The sequence below is a fragment of the Thioalkalivibrio sp. ALE16 genome (genome assembly GCF_000381305.1).
In the GTDB taxonomy this organism is placed as follows: domain Bacteria; phylum Pseudomonadota; class Gammaproteobacteria; order Ectothiorhodospirales; family Ectothiorhodospiraceae; genus Thioalkalivibrio.
On sequence record NZ_KB906370.1, the window covers coordinates 1 to 24,697 of the forward strand.

24 protein-coding genes are annotated in these 24,697 nt (G+C 68.3%); 11 read left to right on the top strand and 13 right to left on the bottom strand.

Annotated elements, in window-relative coordinates; all coding sequences use genetic code 11:
* Positions 1-259: 259 nt before the first annotated feature.
* A complete protein-coding gene (locus F627_RS0112505) occupies positions 260-1,459 on the bottom strand; it encodes an MFS transporter (protein ID WP_019584241.1) in 1,200 nt (399 codons plus the stop codon).
* A 54-nt stretch (positions 1,460-1,513) separates the two neighbouring features.
* Complete coding sequence (gene msrB, locus F627_RS0112510; RefSeq protein WP_019584242.1) at positions 1,514-1,912, bottom strand: peptide-methionine (R)-S-oxide reductase MsrB; 399 nt, start codon at positions 1,910-1,912, stop codon at positions 1,514-1,516.
* A 116-nt stretch (positions 1,913-2,028) separates the two neighbouring features.
* Between msrB and F627_RS0112515 the strand changes: the two genes are divergently transcribed.
* From F627_RS0112515 to F627_RS0112525, 3 genes are all read left to right on the top strand, one after another.
* Positions 2,029-3,111, top strand: coding sequence for an EAL domain-containing protein (locus F627_RS0112515; RefSeq protein WP_019584243.1), 1,083 nt, complete (start codon positions 2,029-2,031; stop codon positions 3,109-3,111).
* Between the two features lie 63 nt (positions 3,112-3,174).
* Positions 3,175-4,572 (top strand): glycoside hydrolase 100 family protein, encoded by a 1,398-nt coding sequence (locus F627_RS0112520; protein WP_018876633.1) that lies wholly within the window; start codon positions 3,175-3,177, stop codon positions 4,570-4,572.
* Positions 4,569-6,752 carry an HAD-IIB family hydrolase gene (locus F627_RS0112525; RefSeq protein ID WP_019584244.1) on the top strand — a complete coding sequence of 728 codons (2,184 nt, stop codon included), beginning with the start codon at positions 4,569-4,571 and terminating at the stop codon, positions 6,750-6,752. Before F627_RS0112520 ends, F627_RS0112525 begins: the two co-directional genes overlap by 4 nt.
* Positions 6,753-7,029: 277 nt before the next feature.
* Here the strand turns inward: F627_RS0112525 and F627_RS0112530 are convergent, their stop codons facing one another.
* Positions 7,030-7,791, bottom strand: coding sequence for a sulfite exporter TauE/SafE family protein (locus F627_RS0112530; RefSeq protein WP_018865447.1), 762 nt, complete (start codon positions 7,789-7,791; stop codon positions 7,030-7,032).
* Here F627_RS0112530 and F627_RS0112535 point away from each other — a divergent pair.
* Entirely contained in the window at positions 7,784-8,446 is a 663-nt protein-coding gene (locus F627_RS0112535; RefSeq protein WP_019584245.1) for a DUF4124 domain-containing protein, read from the top strand. The genes F627_RS0112530 and F627_RS0112535 overlap by 8 nt on opposite strands.
* Before the next feature lie 307 nt (positions 8,447-8,753).
* On the opposite strand, the gene argB is transcribed toward F627_RS0112535, so the two are convergent.
* Positions 8,754-9,632, bottom strand: a complete 879-nt coding sequence (argB, locus tag F627_RS0112540; RefSeq protein ID WP_018865449.1) for an acetylglutamate kinase — start codon at positions 9,630-9,632, stop codon at positions 8,754-8,756.
* A gap of 160 nt (positions 9,633-9,792) precedes the next feature.
* On the opposite strand from argB, the gene hmpA reads away from it, so the two are divergent.
* Positions 9,793-10,971 carry an NO-inducible flavohemoprotein gene (gene hmpA / locus F627_RS0112545; RefSeq protein WP_019558379.1) on the top strand — a complete coding sequence of 393 codons (1,179 nt, stop codon included), beginning with the start codon at positions 9,793-9,795 and terminating at the stop codon, positions 10,969-10,971.
* Between the two features lie 7 nt (positions 10,972-10,978).
* Here the strand turns inward: hmpA and dut are convergent, their stop codons facing one another.
* From dut to F627_RS0112560, 3 genes are read right to left on the bottom strand one after another with little or no spacing between them, the layout of a single operon-like run.
* Positions 10,979-11,440 (bottom strand): dUTP diphosphatase, encoded by a 462-nt coding sequence (gene dut, locus F627_RS0112550; protein ID WP_018865451.1) that lies wholly within the window; start codon positions 11,438-11,440, stop codon positions 10,979-10,981.
* A gap of 29 nt (positions 11,441-11,469) precedes the next feature.
* Entirely contained in the window at positions 11,470-12,678 is a 1,209-nt protein-coding gene (gene coaBC, locus F627_RS0112555) for a bifunctional phosphopantothenoylcysteine decarboxylase/phosphopantothenate--cysteine ligase CoaBC (protein ID WP_019584246.1), read from the bottom strand.
* Between the two features lie 18 nt (positions 12,679-12,696).
* The gene (locus tag F627_RS0112560; protein ID WP_018881534.1) at positions 12,697-13,293 is read right to left on the bottom strand and encodes a DUF502 domain-containing protein; all 597 of its coding nucleotides are present in this window, start codon (positions 13,291-13,293) and stop codon (positions 12,697-12,699) included.
* Positions 13,294-13,464: 171 nt separating this feature from the next.
* Here F627_RS0112560 and F627_RS0112565 point away from each other — a divergent pair, with 171 nt between their 5' ends.
* On the top strand, positions 13,465-14,418 hold the full coding sequence (locus tag F627_RS0112565; RefSeq protein ID WP_019584247.1) for an MBL fold metallo-hydrolase: 954 nt from the start codon (positions 13,465-13,467) through the stop codon (positions 14,416-14,418).
* An 18-nt stretch (positions 14,419-14,436) separates the two neighbouring features.
* Here the strand turns inward: F627_RS0112565 and F627_RS0112570 are convergent, their stop codons facing one another.
* The gene (locus tag F627_RS0112570) at positions 14,437-15,429 is read right to left on the bottom strand and encodes a lipid A deacylase LpxR family protein (RefSeq protein WP_051074886.1); all 993 of its coding nucleotides are present in this window, start codon (positions 15,427-15,429) and stop codon (positions 14,437-14,439) included.
* A gap of 55 nt (positions 15,430-15,484) precedes the next feature.
* Between F627_RS0112570 and F627_RS0112575 the strand changes: the two genes are divergently transcribed.
* The gene (locus tag F627_RS0112575) at positions 15,485-17,206 is read left to right on the top strand and encodes a potassium/proton antiporter (protein WP_026280333.1); all 1,722 of its coding nucleotides are present in this window, start codon (positions 15,485-15,487) and stop codon (positions 17,204-17,206) included.
* Between the two features lie 16 nt (positions 17,207-17,222).
* On the opposite strand, the gene F627_RS0112580 is transcribed toward F627_RS0112575, so the two are convergent.
* Positions 17,223-19,274, bottom strand: a complete 2,052-nt coding sequence (locus F627_RS0112580) for a UvrD-helicase domain-containing protein (protein ID WP_019584248.1) — start codon at positions 19,272-19,274, stop codon at positions 17,223-17,225.
* A 143-nt stretch (positions 19,275-19,417) separates the two neighbouring features.
* Here F627_RS0112580 and F627_RS0112585 point away from each other — a divergent pair, with 143 nt between their 5' ends.
* From F627_RS0112585 to F627_RS0112595, 3 genes are read left to right on the top strand one after another with little or no spacing between them, the layout of a single operon-like run.
* Positions 19,418-19,744: a thioredoxin family protein gene (locus F627_RS0112585; RefSeq protein WP_018878620.1), complete on the top strand. Its 327-nt coding sequence runs from the start codon at positions 19,418-19,420 to the stop codon at positions 19,742-19,744.
* Complete coding sequence (gene ampD, locus F627_RS0112590) at positions 19,741-20,319, top strand: 1,6-anhydro-N-acetylmuramyl-L-alanine amidase AmpD (protein ID WP_019584249.1); 579 nt, start codon at positions 19,741-19,743, stop codon at positions 20,317-20,319. The genes F627_RS0112585 and ampD overlap by 4 nt, the downstream gene beginning before the upstream one ends.
* Positions 20,316-20,900: a histidine phosphatase family protein gene (locus F627_RS0112595; protein ID WP_018879684.1), complete on the top strand. Its 585-nt coding sequence runs from the start codon at positions 20,316-20,318 to the stop codon at positions 20,898-20,900. The genes ampD and F627_RS0112595 overlap by 4 nt, the downstream gene beginning before the upstream one ends.
* 9 nt (positions 20,901-20,909) lie before the next feature.
* Here F627_RS0112595 and F627_RS0112600 read toward each other — a convergent pair whose 3' ends face one another.
* Positions 20,910-21,227 (bottom strand): DUF2322 family protein, encoded by a 318-nt coding sequence (locus tag F627_RS0112600; RefSeq protein WP_017942594.1) that lies wholly within the window; start codon positions 21,225-21,227, stop codon positions 20,910-20,912.
* A 162-nt stretch (positions 21,228-21,389) separates the two neighbouring features.
* Here F627_RS0112600 and F627_RS0112605 point away from each other — a divergent pair, with 162 nt between their 5' ends.
* Positions 21,390-22,151: an inositol monophosphatase family protein gene (locus F627_RS0112605; protein ID WP_018879683.1), complete on the top strand. Its 762-nt coding sequence runs from the start codon at positions 21,390-21,392 to the stop codon at positions 22,149-22,151.
* 254 nt (positions 22,152-22,405) lie between these two features.
* Here the strand turns inward: F627_RS0112605 and F627_RS0112610 are convergent, their stop codons facing one another.
* The 3 genes from F627_RS0112610 to F627_RS0112620 form a co-directional block, all read right to left on the bottom strand.
* Positions 22,406-22,744 carry a helix-turn-helix domain-containing protein gene (locus tag F627_RS0112610; protein ID WP_018158446.1) on the bottom strand — a complete coding sequence of 113 codons (339 nt, stop codon included), beginning with the start codon at positions 22,742-22,744 and terminating at the stop codon, positions 22,406-22,408.
* Positions 22,741-23,733 (bottom strand): tRNA dihydrouridine synthase DusB, encoded by a 993-nt coding sequence (gene dusB / locus F627_RS0112615; protein ID WP_019584250.1) that lies wholly within the window; start codon positions 23,731-23,733, stop codon positions 22,741-22,743. The genes F627_RS0112610 and dusB overlap by 4 nt, the downstream gene beginning before the upstream one ends.
* A gap of 147 nt (positions 23,734-23,880) precedes the next feature.
* Positions 23,881-24,600 (bottom strand): DUF3426 domain-containing protein, encoded by a 720-nt coding sequence (locus F627_RS0112620; protein WP_019584251.1) that lies wholly within the window; start codon positions 24,598-24,600, stop codon positions 23,881-23,883.
* Positions 24,601-24,697 lie beyond the last annotated feature (97 nt).

Genomic DNA, 24,697 nt, shown 5'->3' on the forward strand with positions numbered 1-24,697 from the left:
CAGCGGGCCGGGGTCGCGGCAGTCGGGCGTGTTTCTTGGGTACTTCTTTGCACGAGCAAAGAAGTACCTCGGGGCGCGCTGGCGAGTCAGCGCCTGGCATGCGGCGGACCGGAGGCACGTAAACTCCGGAGGACGAACCAGGACCAGCCACCGCGAGGCAGGCGCCGGACCGAAGGCACCGTAAACACCAGCGACGAACCGGGGCCAGCCAATCAGCGATAGCGAAGCCTTCAGCGTTCGTGGCGGGCGTGTGGCGAGGTCAGGCGCGCGCCGGGGCGCGGGCGTCATCACGCCAGAGCCAGAGGATAGCGACGGTCAGTACCGCGATCACCGGCAGCATCGCGAGATTCATCCCGTCCCATCCCAGCGGTCGCAGCAGTGCCCCGGCCAGCAGCGACCCGGCCGTGACCAGCGTGAAGATGGTCAGGTCGTTCACGCCCTGGACCTTGCCCTTCTCGGTGGCCGTATGCGTGGTCGTCAGCAGCGTACTGCCGCCGATAAACAGGAAATTCCAGCCGACCCCCAGCAGGAACAGCGCCAGCCAGAAATGCGCCAGCGTCTCCCCGTGCGCGGCGATCGCCACGCTGAACAGCACCAGCGCATTGCCGAGCGCCAGGATGCGCGTGATCCCGAGGCGGGTGATCAGATGGCCGGTCACGAACGAGGGGGCGAACATCCCCAATACATGCCACTGCATGACCAGGGCGATCTGGCCCATGTCGAAGCCGGCGTGGCGCATGGCCAGCGGCGTCGCCGTCATCAGCAGCACCATGACCGCATAGCCCAGCGCGGCGGCGGTCAGCGCGACGAGGAAGCGCCCTTGCGGCAGGATCTCGCGCATTGGTCGGGCCGGCCCGCGTTCCTCCGGCGGTGGCGCCGGCACGCGCAGCCAGGCCAGCAGCGTCATCGCCAGCAGGGCCAGGGCGCCGAGGACCAGATAGGGGCCGGCCTCCGGCGTGCCCGGCAACAGGGCCTGGGCGTGGTGGGCGTTCCACGGGCCGAGGAAGGCGGCCACGACGCCGCCGGCCATCACCAGCGAGATGGCGCGCGGGCGGAAGGCGGGGCTGGCGACATCGGCGGCGGCAAAGCGGTAGTACATGGCGAAGGCCTGGTAGGCCCCCAGCAGAAGGTTGCCCAGTACGAACAGCCAGAAGCCCTCGGCGAAGACGCCGGCGGCGGCCAGCGCGGCACCGCCGCCCCCGCCCACGCTGGTGCCCAGCAGGAAGCCGGTGCGCCGCCCGAAGCGCTTCATGAACAGCGAGGCCGGCAGGGTGCTGATCAGCGTGCCGACCATCATCGCGGCGACTGGCAGGGTGGCCAGGGCCGGATCGGCCGCCAGGCGTTCCCCGACCACGCCGCTCAGGGTCATCACCGTGACCGCGGCGATCAGGAACAGGGCCTGCCCGAGGGCAAGGATCAGGACATTCGCGCGCTCGCGCGGGGTGGTCTGGCCGGACATGGGATTCCCTTCGGGGCGTTGCCGGGCCGTCATGGCCCGGGCGGATGGAGGCGCTCAGCCGCGTGGATGAAAGTCGAGCACCGCCGAGTTGATGCAGTAGCGCAGCCCGGTCGGCGCCGGGCCGTCGGGAAAGACATGCCCCAGGTGCGAGTCGCAGCGCGCGCAGCGCACTTCGGTGCGTTCCATGCCCAGGGAGCGGTCGCGGTGTTCGTCGACCGCGTCTTCGCTCACCGGCGCGGTGTAGCTGGGCCAGCCGGAGCCGGAGTCGAACTTGGCGTGCGAGTCGAACAAGGGGGCGCCGCAGGCGACGCAGTGGTAGGTGCCGTCGGCCTTGTGGTTGTTGTAGGCGCCGGTGAAGGGGCGCTCGGTACCGCCTTCGCGGGCGATGCGGTATTGTTCCGGCGTGAGGCGTTCGCGCAGTTCGGCGTCCGTCGGGCGATCGGATTGACTCATGCAACCTCCGGGTCGATAGGATTGTCTGCCAACAGACGAGGGTCTGTGGTGTTGGGACCCCGAGGAACACCCCGGGTTCTGGGCCCGGACCGAAGACAAGACCGCTGGAGGTGGTCGTGGGCTGTCCCGATTGCGAACGTATTGACCTGCTGCCGGCGGCCTCCGGCACCCTCTATCTGGCGCCGGTTCTGGCGCATACCCGCGCGGCCCTGCGTCAGCGCATGGTAGACGAACAGCTGCCCTGTGCCGAGCCGACCTCGGGGATCCTGGCCCTGCCGGTGAAGGGTGCCGGCGGGCTGGGCGAGATGCTGGTGCGCCTGGAGCAGGCCCTGAGCAGCTCGGAGCAGGCCGGTTGCCGCGCGACCTTCGTGCCCGAGGGCGAGGACTTCGGGCTCGGGCATCTGCAGGATACCCACCTGCTGTCCACGCTGATCGCCCGGCATAATGCCCGCGATCTCTCCGCGATCCTGGCCAACGATGCCCTGGACTTCCACTTCCAGCCCATCGTGCACGCGGCCGACCCAGCCGAGGTCTTCGCCTACGAGGCGCTGGTACGGGCCTCCACGCCGGGTGGCGACCCCATCCCGCCACCGGAGCTGTTCAAGACGGCGCGCAATGCCGAGTTGCTGTTCCATCTGGATCGCTCGGCGCGCATCAACGCGATTCGCCGGGCCAGCGAGCGCGGGATCGGCAGCCGGTTGTTCATCAACTTCAACCCGACCGCCATCTATGATCCGGCCTTCTGCCTGGAGACGACGGTGCGCGAGATCAACTCGCGCCCGGCCGGCCGTGCCGGGCCCAGTGGTTTCGTGTTCGAGGTGATCGAGAGCGATCAGGTCACGGACATCGAGCACCTGTCACGGATCGTGGAGCGCTACCGCCGGGCCGGATTCCAGGTGGCGCTCGATGATCTGGGGGCCGGCTACGCCTCGCTGAACATGCTTTCCCAGTTGCGCCCGGATTTCGTGAAGATCGACCGCGAACTGGTCAGCGGCATCGATGGCGATATCTACCAGCAGAAGATCCTCGACAAGATCGTGGAGCTGGCCCGCGACCTGGATATTCAGGTGGTGGCCGAGGGGATCGAGACCGCCGACGAATGGCGCTGGCTGAAGGATCGGGTCGACTATTGTCAGGGTTACCTGTTCGCCCGGCCGGCCGCCGAGCCGCCGATGCCGCGCCACCCCGAGTCCGCCTGAGCGCCGCGTGGAAGGGGTCCGTGACACGTGCACATCGGGCCCGCTTTCCATAGACTCGGGGTCATGAATCAGCTCCCCCCCGACGCCCGGAATCCGACGCTCGAATCCGCCTATCAGCTGCTGCGCGATGCCGAGGTGCGCTATCGCGGGCGCACGGTCGGCACCGTGGCGAGCCTGGACGAGCGGGCGCCGGCGGAGAACTATGCCGACTGCTTTATCCGCGACTTCGTGCCCTCGGGGCTGGTCTATCTGCTGAACGACGAGCCCGAGGTGGTGCGGGACTTCCTCGCGCTGATCCTGCAGATCCGCGATACGCAGGAGGAGATCGAGGGTCACCGCCGGCTGCCGCGAGTGATGCCGGCGAGTTTCCGGGTGTTCACCGACGAGAACGGCCGCGAGGCCCTGGCCGCGGACTTTGGCGACCGGGCGATCGGACGCGTCGCCCCGGTGGATTCCATGATGTGGTGGGTACTGCTGCTGCGCGCCTACCAGAACCGCACCGGCGACCACGAATTCATCAAGAGCGCGGATGTGCAGCGCGGCATCCGCCTGATCCTCAGCATCTGTCTGCAGGACCGTTTCGAGGTCTTCCCGACCCTGCTGGTGCCGGACGGCAGCTTCATGATCGACCGGCGCATGGGGGTGTTCGGCCACCCGCTGGAGATCCAGGCGCTGTTCTACGGGATGCTGAAGGCCTCACTGGCGATGCTGGAGCCCTGCGACCGGGATTCCGAACTCCTGTGCGAGCAGTCCGCGATCCGTACCCGGCAGCTGTCGGACTACATCCGCCACTACTACTGGCTGGATCTAGAGCGGTTGAACGATATCCACCGCTATCGCACCGAGCACTTCGGCCACGAGTCCGAGAACGCGTTGAATATCTACCCCGAGAGTATCCCCGACTGGCTGGTGGACTGGATCCCGTCGGAGAGCGGCTACCTGGTCGGTAACCTCGGGCCGGGAAGGATGGATTTCCGGTTCTTCAGCTTCGGAAACTTGCTGGCGGTGCTGTTCGGGCTGGCCGACGAGCACCAGTCGCGCTCGATTATGCAGACCTTCGAGCAGCGCTTCGAGGACCTGATCGGGACCATGCCGGTGAAGATCTGCTATCCGGCGATGGTTGGCGAGGAATGGCGTCTGCTGACCGGGTCCGACCCCAAGAATACTCCGTGGTCCTACCACAACGGCGGCAACTGGCCGGCGTTGCTGTGGGCGTTCACCGGGGCCGCCATGCGGGTCGGGCGGCCCGACCTGGCGCGCAGTGTGCACGCGGTCGCGGCCGAGCGCCTGCATCGTGACCACTGGCCGGAGTACTACGACGGTCGCCACGGCCGCTTGGTCGGGCGCCGCGCCAACTATCGCCAGACCTGGTCGGCCACCGCCGTGCTGGTCTCCCAGGGCCTGATCGACAACCCCGAGACCCTGAGCCTGTTCGACAGCCCGGAACCCGAGGTGCCATGAAAAAGACCCAGAGCAAGTCTCGTGATGGCGAAGGCCTTTACCTCGTCCTGATCAGTGTCCACGGTCTGATCCGCGGGCAGGACCTGGAACTGGGGCGCGATGCCGACACCGGCGGGCAGACGCTCTACGTGGTCGAACTGGCGCGGGCCCTGGCGCGCCACCCGCAGGTGGGCCGGGTGGACCTGCTCACCCGCCGCGTGGTCGACAGCAAGGTAGCCGACGACTACGCCGAGCCCGAGGAGGATCTCGGCGACGGGGCCCGGATCGTGCGGCTGGACTGCGGCCCGCGGCGCTACCTGCGCAAGGAAAAGCTGTGGCCCTACCTCGACTGTTTCGCGGACAACGCCCTGGGGCATATCCGCGGCGTGGGCCTGCGCCCGGACGTGATCCACGGCCACTATGCCGATGCCGGACATGTCGCGGTGCAGCTGTCGAACCTGCTGGGCGCCCCCATGCTCCAGACCGGCCATTCGCTGGGGCGGGTCAAGCGCGAACGCCTGCGTGAGAGCGGGATGTCGGATGCCGACATCGAGGCCCGCTACAACATCTCCACCCGGATCCACGCCGAGGAAGAGGCCCTGGCGCATGCGCATCGGGTGATCGCCAGCACCCGCCAGGAGATCGGCGAACAGTACGCCGCCTACGACAACTACCAGCCGGAACGCATGGAAGTGATCCCGCCGGGTACCGACCTGGCGCGGTTTCATCCGCCGAAGCGCGGGGAGCGCAAGCCGGCTATCTGGGCCGAGATCCGCCGCTTCCTGCGCTACCCCGACCGGCCGCTGATCATGGCGCTGTCGCGCGCCGACGAGCGCAAGAACATCCGCGCCCTGGTCGAGGCATACGCCGGGAATGACTGGCTGCGCGAGAACGCCAACCTGCTGATCGTCGCCGGCAACCGTGACGACATTGCCGACCTGGACAAGGGCGCGCGGGATGTCCTGACCGACCTGCTCCTGCGTATCGACCGCCATGACCTTTACGGCCAGGTGGCGTATCCCAAGCACCATGACTCCGAGGACGTGCCCGACCTTTACCGCCTGGTGGCCTCCAGCAAGGGGGTGTTCGTGAACCCGGCGCTGACTGAGCCCTTCGGCCTGACCCTGATCGAGGCGGCCGCCAGCGGCGCCCCGATCGTGGCCACCAACGACGGCGGGCCGGAGGAGATCATCTCGCGCTGCCACAACGGCCAGCTGATCGACCCGCTGGACCCGGAGGGGATCGCCGACGCCATCCAGGGCATCCTGGCCGACCGGCCGCGCTGGCAGCGCTATTCGCGCGCCGGGCTCAAGGGCGTGCGCCAGCACTATTCCTGGGACGGCCACGCCGAGAAATACGTGAAGCTGGTGAAATCTCTGACCCGCGAGGTGCGCCAGGCGCGCCATCACGAGCGCCGGGTCTCCAGTCACCTGGCGCAGATGGATCGCGCCGTGATCACCGACATCGACAACACCCTGCTGGGCGACGACAAGGCCACCCGCGCGTTTGTCGCCTGGCTCAAGCGCAACCGCAAGCGGGTCGCCTTCGGCGTGGCCACCGGGCGGCGCATCGATTCCGCCGCGGCGATCCTCGAGGAGCACGGCGTGCCGACGCCGGATGTCTGGATCACCTCGGTGGGGAGCGAGATCCATTACGGCACCAAACAGACCGAGGATCGTGGCTGGGCGCGTCACATCAGCCATCGCTGGGAGCCGGACCGGCTGCGCGACTGCCTGCGCCAGGAGAAGAACCTGGTCCTGCAGCCGGATGCGGACCAGCGGGCGTTCAAGGTCAGCTTCTTTGCCGAACCCCCCGGGAGTCTGGACGCGGAGACCGTGGAGACGCGGCTCTACCGCGAGGACCTGCACGCGCGGGTGATTTACTCCCACGACCGGTTCCTCGACCTGCTGCCGGTGCGGGCGTCGAAGGGGCTGGCGGTGCGCTACCTGTCCGACAAGTGGGGCATTCCGCTGGAGCACGTGCTGGTCGCCGGCGATTCGGGAAACGACGAGGATATGCTGCGCGGCCGGCTGCTCGGCGTGGTGGTGGGCAATCACCAGCCCGAACTCGAGAGCCTGCGCGGCTTCCAGCGCATCTACTTCGCCGGGGCCACCCACGCCCGCGGCATCCTCGAGGGGATCGAACACTTCGATCTGCTCAACCGCTGCGAAATCCCCGGCGCCACCGAGCCCGACGAATAGACCGGCTTTTTCACCACGAAGCACACGAAGGCACGAAGAAGAGCAAGGTCAAAGGCTAGTTACCACAGAGGACACGGAGTTCACGGAGAAAATCGAAAGGCCGCCAGCAGCATAGATGACTTCAGCGGCATTCAACCCCGTTCCAGCGTGTGGCCGTGTCGCAGCGAATGTTTCGCCCGAACCATCCTTTCTCTGTGTCCTCTGTGTCCCCCGTGGTGATAAAGGTTTTTCGCCCTTGACCTTCTTCGTGCCTTCGTGTGCTTCGTGGTGATATTGATCAGGGGACCGGGAGGAGCAGGGCGATGCCGGTGAGGACGGTGACGACTTCGAAGGCGCGCTTGACCAGGCGGTTGCCGTAGCGCTGGGCCGCCCAGGCGCCGAGGTAGCCGCCGACGAAGCTCCCCACCAGAAGGGCCGGCAGCCAGTCCCACTGCACGGTGCCCAGCGTCCCGAGCATCAACGCCCCGGCGCCGTTCCAGACGAGGCCCACCAGGACCATGGTGTAGGCCACCGCCTGGGTGTAGCTCATGCCGTACCAGCGCACCAGCCACAGGGTGACCATCAGTCCGGTGCCCGAGGCGAGGGAGCCGTTCAGCACGCCGATCAGGAACAGCCCGGCGGCCCCGATCAGGGCGTGGCCCCAGGAAAAGCCGATGGTGCGCACCGTCTGCCCCAGTTGCGGGCGGCGCCAGGAGTACCAGCCGAGGCCGATGGTCAGCAGGCCCAGGGCGATCTCGCCGGCCCGAGGCGGGATGCCGAGCACCAGCCAGGCACCGATTAGCACCCCAGGCAGACCGGCCAGCAGGATAATGCCTAGGCGCGCGGGCTCGAATGTGCTTTTCTTGAGGTGGCGCAGGCCGGCGCCGGCGCCCAGCGCCACCGAGGCGATCTTGTGGGTGGCCAGCGCCACGGGGTAGGGAAGCCCCAGAAAAATCAGGGCGGGCAGCTGCAGCAGGCCCGCCCCGCCACCCGCCAGGGCGGAGAAGCCGTTGGCGACGATGGCGATCAATGCGAGTCCGAGGTGTTCGAGAATGGTCATTTGGGGTGCGCGCAACCGGAAGCGGGAAGGCCTGTGGCAATCGTGGGTGGCCGCGGTGCTGCTGCTGGGGCTGGCGGTTCCGGTACAGGCCGACATCTACCGCTGGGTGGATGATGACGGGACCGTACACTACTCCAGCACCCCGCAGCCGGAGACCAGCCAGCGCGAGCGCCGGATTTACGACTCCGAGGGCCGCATGCGCGAGATCCTGCCGGCCCCGATGAGCGCCGAGGAACGAGCGCAGGCCGCCGCCGAGCGCGAGCAGGCGGAACGCGACCTGGAGGCGACCCAGCGCGCGCGCCAGGACCGTGCCGCGCGCGAGCAGCAGCTGCGCCGTGCCTATGCCTCGCTGGACGAGATCGAGGAGCTGCGCGAACGCCGCGAGCGCTCGATTGCCGGGAATATCCAGCGCAGCGAGGCGCAGGAAAAGACGCTGTTGCGCGAGCGCGAGCGTATCCGGCGGCAGCTGGACGGCGCGAACGAGGGTTCTCCGCTGGCCGACCGTTACCGCGCGGAACTGGAGGAGCTGGACGCCCGTATCGCCCGGGAGCGCCAGTACCGCCGAGGCCAGCGCGACCGGCTGTCCGCGATCCACGAACGCCTGGACCTGGATCGCCGCGACTTCCAGCAGCTGGTCATGAACGGCCGCGAATAGCGGTCGCGGGCATTAATCGTTCTCCTAGGGAGACGCTGATTGAATCGCACGTCCGCGCTCGAGTCGCTTTTGCGTGCGAACAAGGCGCGGTGACTGCCGTGCAGTCTTCTGCACAAGGGAGCCGCAACGCCGTGCGCGCGCAAAAGCGGCCGAGCCCGCTCTTTCAATCACTTGTCGGGTTGGTGCCCCCTGTTCCCCGATCCTGCGTTGCGCCGCTTGCGGGTAGAACCACTACCCGCTGCACGACGCGCCTTGTCTCGGAAAACAGGGGGCACCAACGCGGACGCGCGATTCAATCAGCGTCTCCCTAGCGGCTGATCAGCGTCCCTACGCCCTGGTCGGTCAGCAGCTCCAGCAGGACCGCGTGTTCCACGCGGCCGTCGACGATATGCGTGGCGTTCACCCCGCTGCGCACGGCATCCAGCGCGCAGCGGATCTTCGGGATCATCCCGCCGTGGATGGTCCCGTCGCGGATCATCTCGTCCACCTGCGGGGCCGACAGCTTGGGCAGGAGTTCCCCGTTGCCGTCCAGCACGCCCGGGGTGTTGGTCAGCAGGAAGAGCTTTTCCGCATCCAGCACCACCGCGAGCTTTTCCGCTGCGGTGTCGGCATTGATGTTGTAGGCCTTGCCCTCGCGGTCGAAGCCAATCGGCGCGATCACCGGGATGAAATCGCTCTCGTCCAGGGTATGCACGATCGCCGGGTCCACGCCTTCGACCTCGCCCACATGGCCGAGGTCCACGGTCGGCTGGCCCTCGGCCGCGCCATAGTCGCGTAGCGGGGTGGCGCGGATCATCTGGCCGTCCTTGCCGGTCAGCCCCACCGCGCGCCCGCCGAAGCGGTTGATCAGCGAGACGATCTCCTGGTTCACGATCCCGCCGAGCACCATCTGCACCACGTCCATGGTCTCGCGGTCGGTCACCCGCAGGCCGTTGACGAACTCCGTCTCCTTGCCCAGACGCTTGAGCAGCTCGCCGATCTGCGGGCCCCCGCCGTGGACGACCACCGGGTTCACGCCGACCTGCTTGAGCAGCACGACGTCGCGCGCGAACGAGGCCTTCAGGTGGTCCTCGGTCATGGCGTTGCCGCCGTACTTGATCACGATGGTCTTGCCCGCGAAGCGCTGGATATAGGGCAGCGCCTCGATCAGGACATGGGCTACGGAATGGGCCGTTTGGGTATCCATGCTGGGTCCGGTTGTCGATCTTTGCAGCGCGGCAGTTTAGCACTGTGCCCAAGAACCGCGGAGGGCGCGCCTTAAAAGATCCGTACCATCAGTATGATTTGACCGGCCGCTAGTACGAGGGTATAAAGCTGCGCGTCATATATATCAACTGAGGCGACACATGCTATCCACCGAGCAAAAAGCGATCATTCAGCAGACCGTACCCATTCTGGAGGCCGGAGGTGAGGCCCTGACCGGGCACTTCTACCGGATCATGCTGCGCGACCACCCGGAGGTTCGGCCCCTGTTCAATCAGGCCCATCAGGCCAGTGGCGAACAGTCCCGTGCGCTGGCGAATGCCGTCTTGAACTATGCCCGCCACATCGATCAGCTGGAGTCGCTGGGCCCGCTGGTGGGGCAGATCGTCAACAAGCATGTATCGCTGCAGGTGCAGCCGGAGCACTATCCGATCGTTGGCGGCTGCCTGCTGCAGGCGATGCGCGAGGTGCTGGGCGAAGCGGTGGCGACCGATGCCGTGCTGGATGCCTGGGCCGCGGCGTACCAGCAGCTGGCGGATATCCTGATCGCCGCGGAGGAGCAGGCCAACGCCGCGAACGAACAGCAGCCCGGGGGCTGGCGTGGCGCGCGCCCGTTCCGTGTCCAGCGCAAGGTTCCGGAGAGCGAGGAGATCACCTCGTTCTATCTGCAGCCGGTCGACGGGCAACCGGTTCCGCCGCACCAGGCGGGACAGTATCTCGGCCTGCGTCTGATGATCGAGGGCGAGGAGCTCCGGCGGAACTACTCGCTGTCGGCCGCCGCGAATGGCGAGACCCTGCGCATCAGCGTCAAGCGCGAGCCGGGCGGTGTCGCCTCGACCTTCCTGCATGACCGGGTGGATGCGGGCGACATCCTTGACGTGTTCCCGCCTGCCGGAGACTTCGTGCTGCGGCCCGCGGACCGGCCGGTGGCCTTCGTGACCGCGGGCGTGGGTATCACCCCGGCGGTCGCGATGACCGAGGCGGCGCTGGCACAGGGCCGCGAGGTCCACTTCGTGCACTGCGCGCGCCACGGCGGCGTGCACGCGTTTCGTGACTGGCTGAATGCTCAGGCCGAGCGCACCGCGAAGCTGACGCAGCGCTACTGCTACAGCGAGCCGCGCCCCAGCGATGCCCCGCACGCGGAGGGCTTTCTGAGCCGCGAGCAGCTCGCCGAGTGGCTGCCGGACAGCCGCGAGGTAGACGTGTATTTCCTTGGGCCCAGACCCTTCATGCAGCAGGTACGCGCCCATCTGCGCGGGATGGGTATTCCCGACGCGCAGGTGAACTACGAGTTCTTCGGCCCCGCCTCGGCCCTGGAGTAGCGCCTCCTCAGCCCCGGCCCGAGGAGCCGAAGCCGCCCGCGCCGCGGGCGGTCGCCTCGAAGTCCTCGACGACGCGGAACTTCGGTTGGGCGACCGGGACGATGACCAGCTGCGCCAGGCGTTCGCCGACCTCCAGGGTGTAGGCGTTCGCGCCCCGGTTCCAGCAGGAGACCATCAGCGGCCCCTGGTAGTCGGCGTCGATCAGGCCGACCAGGTTGCCCAGCACCAGGCCGTGCTTGTGGCCCAGCCCGGAGCGCGGGAGGATCATCCCGGCGTAGCCCGGGTCCTCGATATGGATCGCGAGCCCGGTCGGGATCAGTTCGGCGGCGCCCGGCTCCAGCGTCAGCGGGGCCTCGATCATCGCGCGCAGGTCAACGCCGGCCGAGCCGTCGGTGGCCGGGGCGGGCAGCGGGAAGTCCGCGCCCATGCGCGGGTCCAGGATCTTCAGGTCAATCTCGGGGACGGGCATGCGGGGTTCCTTGTCCGTTTCGCATTCGATCAGCGTTGTTCCAGGCGCTCGACGATCAGGTCGATCAGCGCCCGGGCCAGCTGGGTCTTCGGCTGGCTGGGGAGCTGGCGCTCGCCACCCTCCCAGAGGCACAGCAATTCGTTGTCGGGGGTGCCGAAGGCGCGGCCCTCGCCGACCCGATTGGCGGCGATCAGGTCGAGTCCCTTGGCGCGGCGCTTGGCCTCGGCATGTTCGCGCAGGTGCTCGGTCTCGGCTGCGAAGCCGACCAGGAACGGGCGCCGGGGGAGGGAGGCCGCCTGTGTTGCCGCCTCAGCCAGGATGTCCCGGGTGCGCTCCAGCGCCAGGTGCATCACCGGGTCGGATTTCTTGATCTTCTGTGCCTGCGGCTCGGCCGGGCGGTAGTCGGCCACGGCCGCGGCCGCGATCAGGATGTCGGCCTCGGGCAGGCGTTCCATCACCACGGCGTGCATGGCGGCGGCCGTCTCCGTGGCGATGCCCGCGACGCCCGTGGGTACGGCCTCGGCTGTCGGGCCATGCACCAGAGTCACGTGTGCGCCCGCGTCGCGCGCCGCCGCGGCCAGGGCAAAGCCCATGCGCCCGGAGCTGCGGTTGCCGATAAAGCGCACGGGATCGATCGGCTCGAAGGTGGGACCGGCGGTGATCAGTACGTGGCGCCCGGCCAGCGGGGCGTGTGCCGGTTGCAGCAGCTCCCGCGCGATCGCGGCGGGCTCGCGCATGCGGCCCTCGCCCTGCTCGCCACAGGCCTGGTCGCCGCTGTCCGGCCCGATCAGGGCCACGCCACGCTCGATCAGGGTCGAGACGTTCGCCTGCGTGGCCGGGTGCGTCCACATGCGATGGTTCATCGCCGGCGCCAGCGCGACCGGCGCGGTGGTGGCCAGTAGCAGCGTACTCAGCAGATCGTCCGCCAGGCCCTGGGCGTAGCGGGCAATCAGGCTGGCGCTGGCCGGGGCGACCACGATGCGGTCGGCCCAGCGCGCCAGGGCGATGTGATCCATGCCGGATTCCGCCTCGGCGTCCAGCAGCTCGGTGCGCACCGGCGCGCCGGACAGGGCCTGGAAGGTCAGCGGGGTCACGAAGGCGCGGGCGCCGGCCGTCATCACCACGCGCACCTCGCAGCCGGCGCGCTTCAGCCCGCGCACCAGTTCGCAGGCCTTGTAGGCGGCGATGCCGCCGCTGACGCCGACGAGGATCCTTGGCTTGGAATCGTGTTCCGTCATGCGGCGGATTCTACCCGTTCAGCTCTTTTCCTGGCGCGCGGAGACGCCGGCGGTCAGGGCATAGCGCATCGCGTCCTCCAGCGACAGCTCCAGCGGTTCGATGCGTTCGCGCGGGAGCATCAGGGTGTAGCCGCCGATCTGGTAACTCATGGGCATGTAGACCGCGACCGTATCGGGGCCGCCAAGGCTGTCCGGAAGACCCGCGAAATCTTCGCGGGTGACGAAGCCGACCAGCTTGAAGTCGGTGCCGGGCAGCTGCACCAGCACGGCCTGGCCGAATTGCTCGTGGATGTCGCCGGAGACCAGGCGCGTGACGTCGCGCACGGTCCCGTGGATGGTCTTGACCACCGGGATGCGTTGCATCAGCCCTTCCAGCCAGTCGAACAGCCAGCGGACCACGTAGGCCTGGAGCAGTACCCCCAAGCCGAAGAGCAGGCCGATGCCGGCCAGGATCCCCATGCCCGGGAAGTACAGAAGATCGGGCAGGATGGCCTGCAACAGTCCTCCCAGCACCTCCTCGGCGGTGCTCCCCAGCCACCACAGCAAGGCCAGCGTGATGGCGGCCGGGAGGATGGCGGCCAGGCCGGTCAGGAAGGTTCGAGAGATTCGGCGCACAGCGGGCTCCGTGCAGGGGTATGCTCGGATGCTAACGCATTCGTGCTCGTGGCACGTCCACGACGGGAGCGGGGCGGGGGCGGCACTTTGGCACGTCCGCGCAGTCTATCGAGCGAGGCCGCCGGCACGTCGCCGGGTATGGGGAGTGACGAGATGCAGCGATGGAAGGGAATGAGTCTTTGGCCCCTGGTCCTGGCGATGATGGCGATGCCGCAGGTGGGGCTCGCGGAGTCGTCGGCCGCGGCTGCACCCGGGGACTACGCGATGACCCCGGAGGAGGTGGCGCCCGGGGTCTATGCGGTGATGACGCCGGCGCGGGATTTCCCCAGTCGCGAGAACCTGGGCTGGAACGCGAACATGGCGTTTGTGGTGACCGGTGACGGGGTGCTGGTGTTCGACACCGGCTCCTCCGAGACGATGGGTGTGGCCCTGCGCGAGGCGATCGCCGGGGTCACCGACGAGCCGGTGCGCTGGATCGTGAACAGCCACAGCCATGGCGACCACTGGCTGGGCAATGCGGCCTTTGCCGCGGAGGCGGAGATCATGGCCGGCTCGGCGGCGATTGCGCGCATGGAGGCCGAAGGCGAGGGCTGGGTCGAGAACTTCCGCGAGATGACCGAAGGGGCGACTGGCGATACCACGCTGCGGTTGCCCGATACCGCAGTCGACGAGCGCATTACCCGCGACCTCGGCGGGACCGAGGTCGTGATCATCCCGTCCGGGGGCGCCCATTCGCCGGGTGATCTGAGTGTCTGGCTGCCACGGCAGCGCGTCCTGCTGGCCGGGGACGTGGTCTACAGCGATCGCGCGCCCTCGGTGTGGGATGGCGATGTCGCGCAGTGGATCGATCTTCTGGACGAACTGATCGCACTGGAACCCGCCGTAGTCGTGCCCGGGCATGGCCGTCTCGAGGATGCCGCGACCCTGGAGCGGCTGCAGCGCTATCTGGTCACGCTGTGGGATGCCATCGAGGAAGGCGTGGAACAGGGACTGGCCGACTTCGAGACCGTGCCCTTGGTGCGCGAGCGGATGGGCGATCTGGTCGAGGCCTATCCGGGGTTCGAGGACAAGATCGACCGATCGGTGGCGACCACCTACCCGGATGTCGAGGCGGCGGTGTTCTGAAACTGCCCGCGGGCGGCTTCAGAACTGCCAGGTGGCATGCAGCGACCCGAATTCGGCCGCGCCTTTGGCCTGGCCGCTGAATTCGCGCGAACGCCACACGTGGGTGTAGCCGATCCGCACGCCCCCCACATGAAAGACCGCGCCGGCGGTGAGTTCGCCGACCAGCGGGTGCTTGTCCACCGAGGGGCCGTCGCGGAACAGTGGGCCGTCTAGGAACAGGTCGTAGGCCATCAGGCGGGTGTCGACCCCGGCGAAGAAATAGCCGCCAACCCTGCTGGTCGGTTCGAAGGTATGCGACCCGGACAGGGCGGGGTTGATCCGTGTCGGGCCGTAGTCGCGCGGGAGGTTGCGCCCGGCACGCATGATCGCCCCGGCGTTGGCGAAGGTGAACGGGCTGCCGACGGTTGCGCCCCAGTGCGGGGTCAGATCCCAGCCCCAGCCGCTCGCGGCATGCCGCGTGTAGCCCCGTAGCTGGCGCTCGTAGCCCACCATCAGGGTCGGTTCGTTGCCAATCTGGTCGTCCCAGCCCCGGGGTTGCGGAGCGCTGGACCAGCTGTGGACCTCTTTCTGGGTGCGATCTGCCAGGGAGGCCGGCCCCACGGTGCCGAGGGTGACCTGCAGGCGGTCCAGGCGGTCGCCGTGCTCCTCGGCCAGGCTGAAGTTCAGGTACAGCCAGCCCGCGTAGGGGCGGTCGTCCGGGTCCGCGGGCGAGCGTTCGATGTCCTCCGGCGTGTACATGTTCTGGCCCAGGTGGATGGCGGATTTCAGCCTTCCACGCTCCTCGCGCTCCACAAAATAGGGCAGGAAGTCGGCCACGCTTCGCAGCCACGAGGGGACCTTTTCCCCGCTGCGGGTCCAGCCGATGCGCACGCCGTTGGTGTAGTAGCGGTCCTCGCCGGCAAAAAGGTCGTTCTCGAACTCGAAGTGCAGGGCATCCACGCCGGTTTCCGCGCCGGCGGTCGGGCCTGCGGCCGCCAAGCCAAGGGCTGCCGCGGCCAGCAACGCCCGCATCCTGCGGTCGGGTGACCGTCCTCGAGGGGCAATGGCGTTCCGGTATGATTGGCGCATGGACCTCTCCAACCAGATCATCTTCCTGGCCGCGATCGTGTTGCTGGGGAGCATCCTGTCGAGCGTGATCACCTCGCGGCTGGGGGTGCCCCTGCTGCTGGTGTTCCTCGTGATCGGGATGCTGCTGGGCCCGGAAGGCCCGGGCGGTCTGGTCTTCGAGAATATCACCCTTGCGTATCTGGTCGGCTCGGCCGCCCTGGCGATCATCCTGTTCGACGGCGGGATGCGCACACCGGCCCGCAATTTCCGGATCGGGCTGAAGCCGGCGCTGGGGCTGGCCACCGTCGGAGTGCTCGTGACCTCCGGTCTGACCGGGCTGTTCGCCGTGTGGTGGCTGGGCCTGTCCTGGCTGGAGGGCCTGCTGCTGGGGGCGATCGTGGGCTCCACCGATGCCGCCGCCGTGTTCTCCCTGCTGCGCTCGCGCGGGCTGGAGCTGAAAAGCCGCGTCGGGGCCACGCTGGAGATCGAGTCCGGCTCCAACGATCCGATGGCGATCTTCCTGACCATCGTGCTGATCGAACTGCTGCTGATGCCCGATCAGCAGTTCGGTCTGGTGGTACTGGTCGAGTTCATCCAGCAGATGGGCCTGGGTGCGGTGCTCGGCGTCGGGGGCGGCCTGGCCCTGCTGGCCCTGATCAACCGGGTGCCCATGGCCGCCGGGCTTTATCCGCTGTTCGCGATGGCCGGGGCGCTGGCCATCTTCGGGCTTACCGGCCTGGTCGGCGGCTCCGGGTTCCTCGCGGTGTACCTCGCCGGCCTGCTGCTGGGCAACCGCCCGCTGGAGGCCTCGCAGAACATCAAGCGCTTCCACGACGGCATCGCCTCGCTGGCGCAGATCGGCATGTTCCTGATGCTGGGCATGCTGGTGACCCCCTCGGGGCTGCCGCCGGTGGCGCTGGACGCGGGGCTGGTGGCGGCCGTGCTCATCCTGGTCGCGCGCCCGCTGGCGGTCTGGATCTGCCTGTATCCATTCCACTTTCCCTGGCGCGAGCAGGTCTTCATTGCCTGGGTCGGCCTGCGCGGGGCGGTGCCCATCATCCTCGCCCTGTTCCCGTTGCTGGCCGGGCTGGAACTGGCCGGCCACTTCTTCCATGTCGTCTTCTTCGTGGTGCTGATCTCGCTGCTGGTCCAGGGCTGGACCGTCGCGCCCTCGGCGCGCTGGCTGGGCCTGGAGCTGCCACCCACCACGGCGCGGGTGCAGCGTACCGAGCTGGATATCCCCGGCCAGCAGGAGATGGAACTGGTTGGTTATCGCCTGGCAGAGACCACGCCGGTGGTGCGCGAGGCGTGGTCGAACTTCCGCCTGCCGGGCACCGCGCGGGTGGTGGCTCACCTGCGTGACGGCAAGCTGCTGGAGACGCTCGAGTTGCTGGACCTGCACGCCGGCGACCACCTCTACATCATGGTCGCGCCGGCGGACCTGCCGGACCTCGACCGCCTGTTCGTGCCCAAGGACGAGGTGCCGGAGCGCCTCACCGAACGCAGCGTGTTCGGCGAGTTCGCGCTCAATGGCGATGCCCAGCTGGGCGCGGTGGGCATGGCCTACGGCGCACCGGTCCCGCCCGAGCGCCAGGGCGACACCCTCGAGGCCTATCTGCGCCGTGAACTCCAGGCCGAGCCGGTCGTCGGCGACGCCGTCGATCTCGGCCCGATGCGCCTGGTCATCCGCGAAATGGACGGCCCCCGCATCACCCGCGTTGGCCTGAAACTGCTGAAGTAAGCAGGGCCCGGGTGGGCTACTTCTCCAGCATGGCCTTGAGGCCGGCGAGGTGGGCGCGGGCGGTGAGTTGCTGGGTCTCGGGGTCCGGCGGCTTGGCGTCCGGCCAGTCGAGGTGTTCCTCGGGGAGTTCGTCGAGGAAGCGCGAGGGTTCGCAGTCGATGGTCTCGCCGTAACGGCTGCGTTGCTGGGCGTAGGTGATCAGCAGGGTCTGCTGGGCGCGGGTCAGGCCGACGTAGGCGAGCCGCCGTTCCTCCTCGATGGAGTCGTCCTCGACGCTGACCCGGTGCGGCAGCAGTTCTTCCTCGAAGCCGACCAGGCAGACATGCGGAAACTCCAGGCCCTTGGCGGTGTGCAGGGTCAGGAGCTGCACGGATTCGTTACTGTCCTGGGAATCGCGGTTGCGGTCGAGGATGTCCATCAGGCTGATGCGGTTGACGATGTCGGCCAGGTCCATGGTCCGCTCGTCGTCGGCCTCGTCGTCGCCGTATTCGGCGCTGGTGTTGCCGCCGCCCATGCGCCCGACCCAGTCGATGAACTCGCGCACGTTCTCCATGCGCCGGGTCGCGGCACGGGGGTTGGGGCTGTTCCCCAGTAGCCAGGACTCGTAGTCGATGTCCTCGATCAGGGCGCGCAGCAGGGTGTCCGGTGCCTCCTCGGCGCCACGGCGCTGGAAGCCGTCCACCCAGTCGGTGAAGCGCTCCAGCCGCGCCTGGGCGCGGGCATCCATGTACTCGGACAGACCGGCGCCGCGTGCGGCCTGCAGCAGCGAGGCCCCGCGCTGGTTGGCGTAGTGGCCGAGCTTTTCCAGGGTCGCCGGGCCGATCTCGCGGCGCGGCACGTTGACCACGCGCAGGAAGGCGGTGTTGTCGTCCGGGTTGGCGAGCAGGCGCAGGTAGGCGACCAGATCCTTGATCTCGGCCTTCTCGAAGAACGACTGCCCGCCGCTCAGGCGGTAGGGGATGCCCTGCTCGCGCAGGAGTTTCTCGAACAGCCTGGACTGGTGGTTGCTGCGGTAGAGGATGGCGAAGTCGCCCCAGGTCGCATTCAGGCGAAAGCGCCGGCGCATCAATTCGGAGACCACGCGCGCGGCCTCGGTGTCGGCATCGGAGCAGCCGATCACCTCGATCTTCTCGCCCTCGCCGAGCGCACTCCACAGGCGCTTCTCGAACACGTGCGGGTTGTTGCCGATCAGCGCGTTCGCGGTATGCAGGATGCGGTTGGTGGAGCGGTAGTTCTGCTCCAGCTTGATCACCTCCAGGCGCGGGAAGTCCTGCTGCAGGCGTGCGAGGTTCTCCGGGCGCGCGCCGCGCCAGGCGTAGATCGACTGATCGTCGTCGCCGACCACCGTCAGGCCGTCGCTGACGCCGATCAGCAGGCGCACCAGCTGGTACTGCGCGGAGTTGGTGTCCTGGTATTCGTCCACCAGCAGGTGGCGGATGCGGTCCTGCCAGCGGTTGCGCAGTTCCGGGTCGTCGCGCAGGCAGTCCACCGGGCGCTTGATCAGGTCGTCGAAGTCCACTGCGTTGTAGGCGCGCAGGGCGTCTTCGTAGCGCGGGTAGAGGTTGGCCGCGGCGATCGCCTCCGGGGCGTCGCTCATCTGGCTGGCCTCGTGCAGCGCCTCTTCCGGGGTCATCAGGTCGTTCTTCCAGCGGCTGATGTGGCCAATCAGGGCGTCGACCTCGGAGCCGGTATCGTCGCGGTAGGTAATCTCGCGCAGCAGTTGCCGGCAGTCACCGGGGTCGAGGATGGAGAAGCCGGGGCGCAGCCCCGCCGCCTGCAGCTCGCGACGCAGGAAGTTGAGCCCGAAGGTGTGGAAGGTGGAGACGTTCAGGCCCCGGGCCTGTTCGCGCGACAGCCGCCCCTGGACGCGTTCGCGCATCTCGCGCGCGGCCTTGTTGGTAAAGGTGATCGCCACGATCTGGCGTGCGGCGAGGCCGCGCCGCTCGATCAGGTGAGCGATCTTCTCGGTGATCACGCGGGTTTTGCCGGAACCCGCCCCGGCCAGGACCAGCAGGGGGCGGTCCGTGGTGGTCACGGCGGCCTGTTGTTGGGGATTCAGTTCGGACACCGGGGCGGTCGATTCCTTCGCAGCGGGGCGCGTAAACTAACCCACGATCCCCGATTCATAAAGACAGCAGCGGTGAGGGTAATCCATTGACCAACGGACCGCGTGCCGCGGCATCCGCCGCGGGCCGGGAGTCGCTCCCGATATTGACCCAGTTCGACTTTCATCAGCACCTGATGGATGTCCCGGGGCCGGCGGTCATCCTGTTCACGCGCCAGGGCTGCGGGGCCTGCAAGGTCATGGGGCGGGTCCTGGCGGAATGGCAGGCGGCGGGGGATGCGCCGGCGCTGTTCGAGGTGGATGCCGAGACCGATACCGCCCTGGTGCGGGAGTTCGAGGTCTTCCATCTGCCGGCACTGTTCGTGTTTCAGGCGGGGGCCTATCACGGTCGCCTGGAAGCCCCGCCGCGCCTGCCCCTGTTGCGCGAGGGGCTGGCGGCCGTACTGGCCCGACCGCCCGAGGAGGCGCCGTGAAATCCCCGCACGCCGAAACCGTCACGCCGGACCGGGACTGGTACCCGCCAGCGCAGCGCCTCGACAGCCCGAACCAGGATGAGCGTCCCCCCGGTCAGCAACCGGAACTGATCGTGGTGCACGCGATCAGCCTGCCGCCGGGCGAGTTCGGTGGAGGGCACGTCGCCGAGCTGTTCCAGAATCGTCTGGATCCGGATGCCCACCCCTACTTTGCCGAGGTCGGCGGCCTGCGGGTCTCCGCCCATGTGCTGATCGACCGCGAGGGCCTTGCGACCCAATTCGTGCCGTTCTCCCGGCGCGCCTGGCATGCCGGGGTGTCGCGGTGGCAGGGACGCGAGCGCTGCAACGACTTCTCCATCGGGATCGAACTGGAGGGGACCGACGAGGATCCCTTTACCCCGGCGCAGTACGTCGCGCTCGCGCAAATGATTGGCTGGGTCCGCGCCCGCTGGCCGGGTATCGGGCCGCATGCGCTGGCCGGCCACAGCGATATCGCCCCGGGACGCAAGACGGATCCGGGCCCCCATTTCGACTGGGCGCGCCTGCGGCAGGAACTGCACGAGGTGAGCGCATGATTGTGGACCTGCTGCGTCACGGCGAGCCGGAGGGCGGCCAGCGTTACCGCGGCCATGGCTGCGACGACCCGCTGAGCGCGCGCGGCTGGAGCCAGATGGAGCGGGCGGTCCGGGGCGAGGAGGAGTGGCAGTATGTGGTCAGCTCGCCAATGCAGCGCTGCCGCGCGTTTGCCGAGCACTACGCCTCCACACAGGACCTTCCGTTGATCCTGGAGCCGCACCTGCGCGAGATCGGTTTTGGCGACTGGGAGGGGCGTACGCGGGTCGACCTGCAGCGGGATCGACCGGAGGAATACTGCGCCTTCTATGCCGACCCGGTGCACGCGCGCCCGGCCGGTGCGGAGCCGCTAACGGCCTTTCGCCGCCGGGTCGAGGCCGGTTTCGATGGGGCCTTGCGGCCGCTGCAGTCCGAACGGGTGCTGATGGTGGTGCATGCGGGGGTTATACGCGCGCTGGTCGGCTGGGTGCTGGGCGTGCCGGACGACCGCCTGTACCAGCTCGATTGCGAGTACGCCAGCCGCACCCGGCTGCATCGGCATCCGACCAGGGGCTGGCGGCTGCTTTACGCCAACCGGGTCTAGGCCCGGTTGTTAGCCGGCCTGGCTGCCGCGCTTGGGGACGGCCTTCACCGACAGGTAGTAGTCGTTGTTCAGGACGTCGATCAGCCGGTCGATGTTCGGATGCTTGCCCGGGTTGGCGCGGGCGTCGTCGGCGTGGCTGCCGTACAGCAGCAGGCCCGAGTTGGCCGCCTTGGGCCCGATGCCGCCGTAATCCAGCGCCAGCTGGTAGTAGATCTGCAGCGACAGGCTCTGGCCGTCCACGTTCTCGATGGTCGCGGTGGGGTTGTAGTCCTCGCCAAACAACTCCAGGCGTTCGATATTGCTGACGTCGGGCAGCTTCTTGGACATGTTCCGGCTCCTCGAAAGAATCGCGGCATTATCGGGGCATGACCCGGCGGCGACAACCAACCCGCGAAGGCGGCAGGGTCGCCCCGGGTCAGCGGCGAATAGGGCGCATGTTAAGCTATGGCCTTTTTTCGAGGGGACACGAACATGTCGCGAAGCGCGTTCATGGAGGCCGCCCAGGCCGCCGCTGATGCCGCCGAGAAGGTGATCCGCCACTACTACGAGGCGGGTGTCGACGTCGAAACCAAACCCGACGACACCCCGGTGACCCGGGCCGACGTGGAGAGCGAACAGGCGATCCGCCAGGTGATCCGCGAGCACTTTCCGGACCACGGCTTCTATGGCGAGGAGACCGGGCAGTCGGACATGGACTCCGACTATGTCTGGCTGATCGACCCGATCGACGGGACCAAGAGCTTCGTGCGGCGCTACCCGTTCTTCTCAACCCAGATTGCGCTCATGTTCAAGGGCGAGCTGATCCTGGGGCTGTCCAACGGCATCCAGTTCGGCGAACGGGCCTGGGCGGAGAAGGGCCAGGGCGCCTTCCTGAACGGCAACCCGATCGCGGTCGAGAAGACCGTCGATCTCGGGCGCGCCTCGCTGTCCACCGGCAACCTCAAGTCCCTGGCGCAGAGCCCCGAGGGGTGGACCGCGCTGGGCGGCATTATGGCCGAGGTCAACCGCACCCGCGGCTACGGGGATTTCTACCACTACCACCTGCTGGCACGTGGCAGCATCGACCTGATCATCGAGTCCGACGTCAACATCCTGGACATCGCCGCATTGGCGGTGATCGTGCGCGAGGCGGGCGGCGTGTTCACCAACCTCTCCGGTGGCGAGCTCGACCTGAAGACCGCGAACGTCCTGGCCGCGGCCACTCCGGAATTGCACCGGACGGCCCTGAACCGTCTCGCCTGGAAGGACTAGCGGCGGGCTGATTGAACCACTGAGGACACAGGGGACACCGAGAAGGGCGGTCTACAGGAAGACGGGAAGATTGGAAGGGGAAAGCAGCGATTGGCTGCAGGCTGGCTGGTGATGCCGCGCATTTCGGGGCGATCATTGGCCAGGCCCTGCATCAGTAACCTGTTGGTTTTTCCAGCTGGCCGTAAATGGTATCCGTCTCGGAAACCGAAGTCATTCTTCCGGCCTTCCTGACTTCCTGTGACCAGAACCGAACGTCAGGTCGCGGCGCCGTTCCCGTTGCCGTTCCCGTTGGCCTCCACCAGCCCGTGGGCGCGCAGCTTCTTGCGCAGGGTGGCGCGGTTGAGCCCGAGCAGGGCGGCGGCGCGGCTCTGGTTGCCCCCGCAGCGCTCCAGCACACTGGCCAGCAGGGGGCGCTCCACCTCGTTCATGACCAGTGCGTAAAGGTCGTGGCTGCTTTGCCCGTCCAGGGTCTCGAAATACTGATCCAGCGCTCGCCGGACCGAGTCCGCCAGCACACAGTCGGACGGGAGTGTGGCCGCAACCGATGCTTCCTGGACGTCCGGGTCCTGTTCGAGTGGCATGTTCACGCTCATGCAGCCTCGCTTGCGATTCCCGTCAGGTGGGCGCGCAGGCGCCGCAGTTGTTCGCTGGCCGTGGGGGCGGCGAGAAGGTCAGCCCGGGCCGCCCGGGTGCGGGCCTCGTCGAGACCCAGACCAAGAAGATACCAGCCCAGGTGCTTGCGCGCGATACGCACACCCTGCGGTTCGCCGTACTGGGCGTGCAGGCCGGTGACGTGTTCCTCGATCAGGGCCAGGCGCGCGGCCAGGGCCGGTGCCGGCGGGATCGCTTCGCCGGCCAGCGCGGCGCGGATCTGACCCGGAAGCCAGGGCCGGCCCTGGGCGGCGCGTCCGATCATCACCCCGGCCGCGCCGGTGGTATCCAGTACCCGCATCGCCGTGTCCGGGTCCGTGATGTCGCCATTGGCGAGCACCGGGATGGAGACCGACCGGACGATGCGCGCGATCGCGGTATGGTCCGCCTGCCCGCGGTAGGCATCGGCCCGGGTGCGTCCGTGCACGGTCAGCATCGCGATGCCGCAGGCCTCGGCAATGGATGCGATCTCTTCGCCGTTCATTCGCTCGCGGTCCAGGCCCAGGCGCATCTTCAGCGTGACCGGCACGGTGACGGCCTCCGTGAGCGCCTGGAGCAGTTCGCGCACCCGCTCCGGCTCGCCCAGCAGGGCCGATCCCGCGGCCTTGCTGCAGACCTTCTTCGCGGGGCAGCCCAGGTTCAGGTCGATCACGTCGGCGCCCCGGCGCACGTTCTCCCGCGCCGCCTCGGCCAGCGGCTCGGGTTCGTTGCCCAGCAGCTGGACGATGCGCGGGCGCGGCTCCTGACGGTGGTCCAGCCGGTGGCGGCTCTTGTCGCTGGCCCACAGCCGGGTGTTGGAGGTGACCATCTCGGATACCGCCGCGCTGGCGCCCAGGCGGCGGGCCAGCAACCGGAACGGGCGATCGCTCACGCCGGCCATGGGGGCCAGGAACACGACGGGGTCCGCGAAGTGATGGATTCCGAGCTGCATCTGGGGCTGACGATTGAATCGGGGAAGCCGGGGAGTCTAGCACCTCGAGGCGCCCGCCGCCGGTGGTCAGCGTGCTCGCGCCCCCGGGGTGTGCATGAATCCGTGCTGCCCTTGAACGAGTTGCGGGTCCGGGGTGTCGGGCATAGGTCAGCGGGGCTGGATCTGGATGCCCGTGATGCGGGCATGGGGGCTGGCGAGGCTCAGGCGCAGGGTGGCGGGTTTGTGGGGGGGCATCGGGGCGTCCGCGTCGGTGTAGTCGTTCGGGGTCAGGCGCAGAGCGCCATGGCGCGTGTCCAGCTGGTCGCTCAGATGGATGTCGAGGACGGGCCAGGCCTGCCGCACCGGGCTTTCCAGCTGGAACTGGACGTGCAATGTGCCATCGATACTGGCGAAGAAGTCCGGTGTCGATACCCGGATGCGCTCGGGCGCGCGCAGCGGGTTCCAGACCGGGCAGGGGAGGGTGGCGCACAGCTGGGCGCGAGTCTGGTCCAGGTAATGGTTATGACCCGGTGCCACGGGCGGGAAGGCCAGCAGTTGCGCGCCCAGCAGAACGCTCAGGCCGGCGGCCACGAACAGCCCCGGCCAGACACGGCGTCGGGCGGGGGCGGCCAGGTCCAGAGGGCCCGGGTGGCGTTCGATGTCGATGGCGGTGGCGATGACCGGCGCACTCTCGATCGCGCGGGTGCGAGCGGGCTGCGCGGGAAGGAGCCCCTCCCCCAGGACGCGTTCGCCGGCGCCGCCGATCTCGAGGGCCGGGAACAGATCGAACTCGGCGCCGCAGTGGGTGCAGTGCACCCGCCGCTGGCGGATCTTGGACCCGCGGGCGAGGGCGTGGGTGACGCCGCATTGCGGGCAGCGGGCGAGCATGTCAGCGTCCGGATGGCCGTAGCTGCGTCCGGTCGAGCGAGAAGGACGGTACCGGCGCGACGATGCCCATGGGTTGGCGTGTTCCTAGGGAAACACT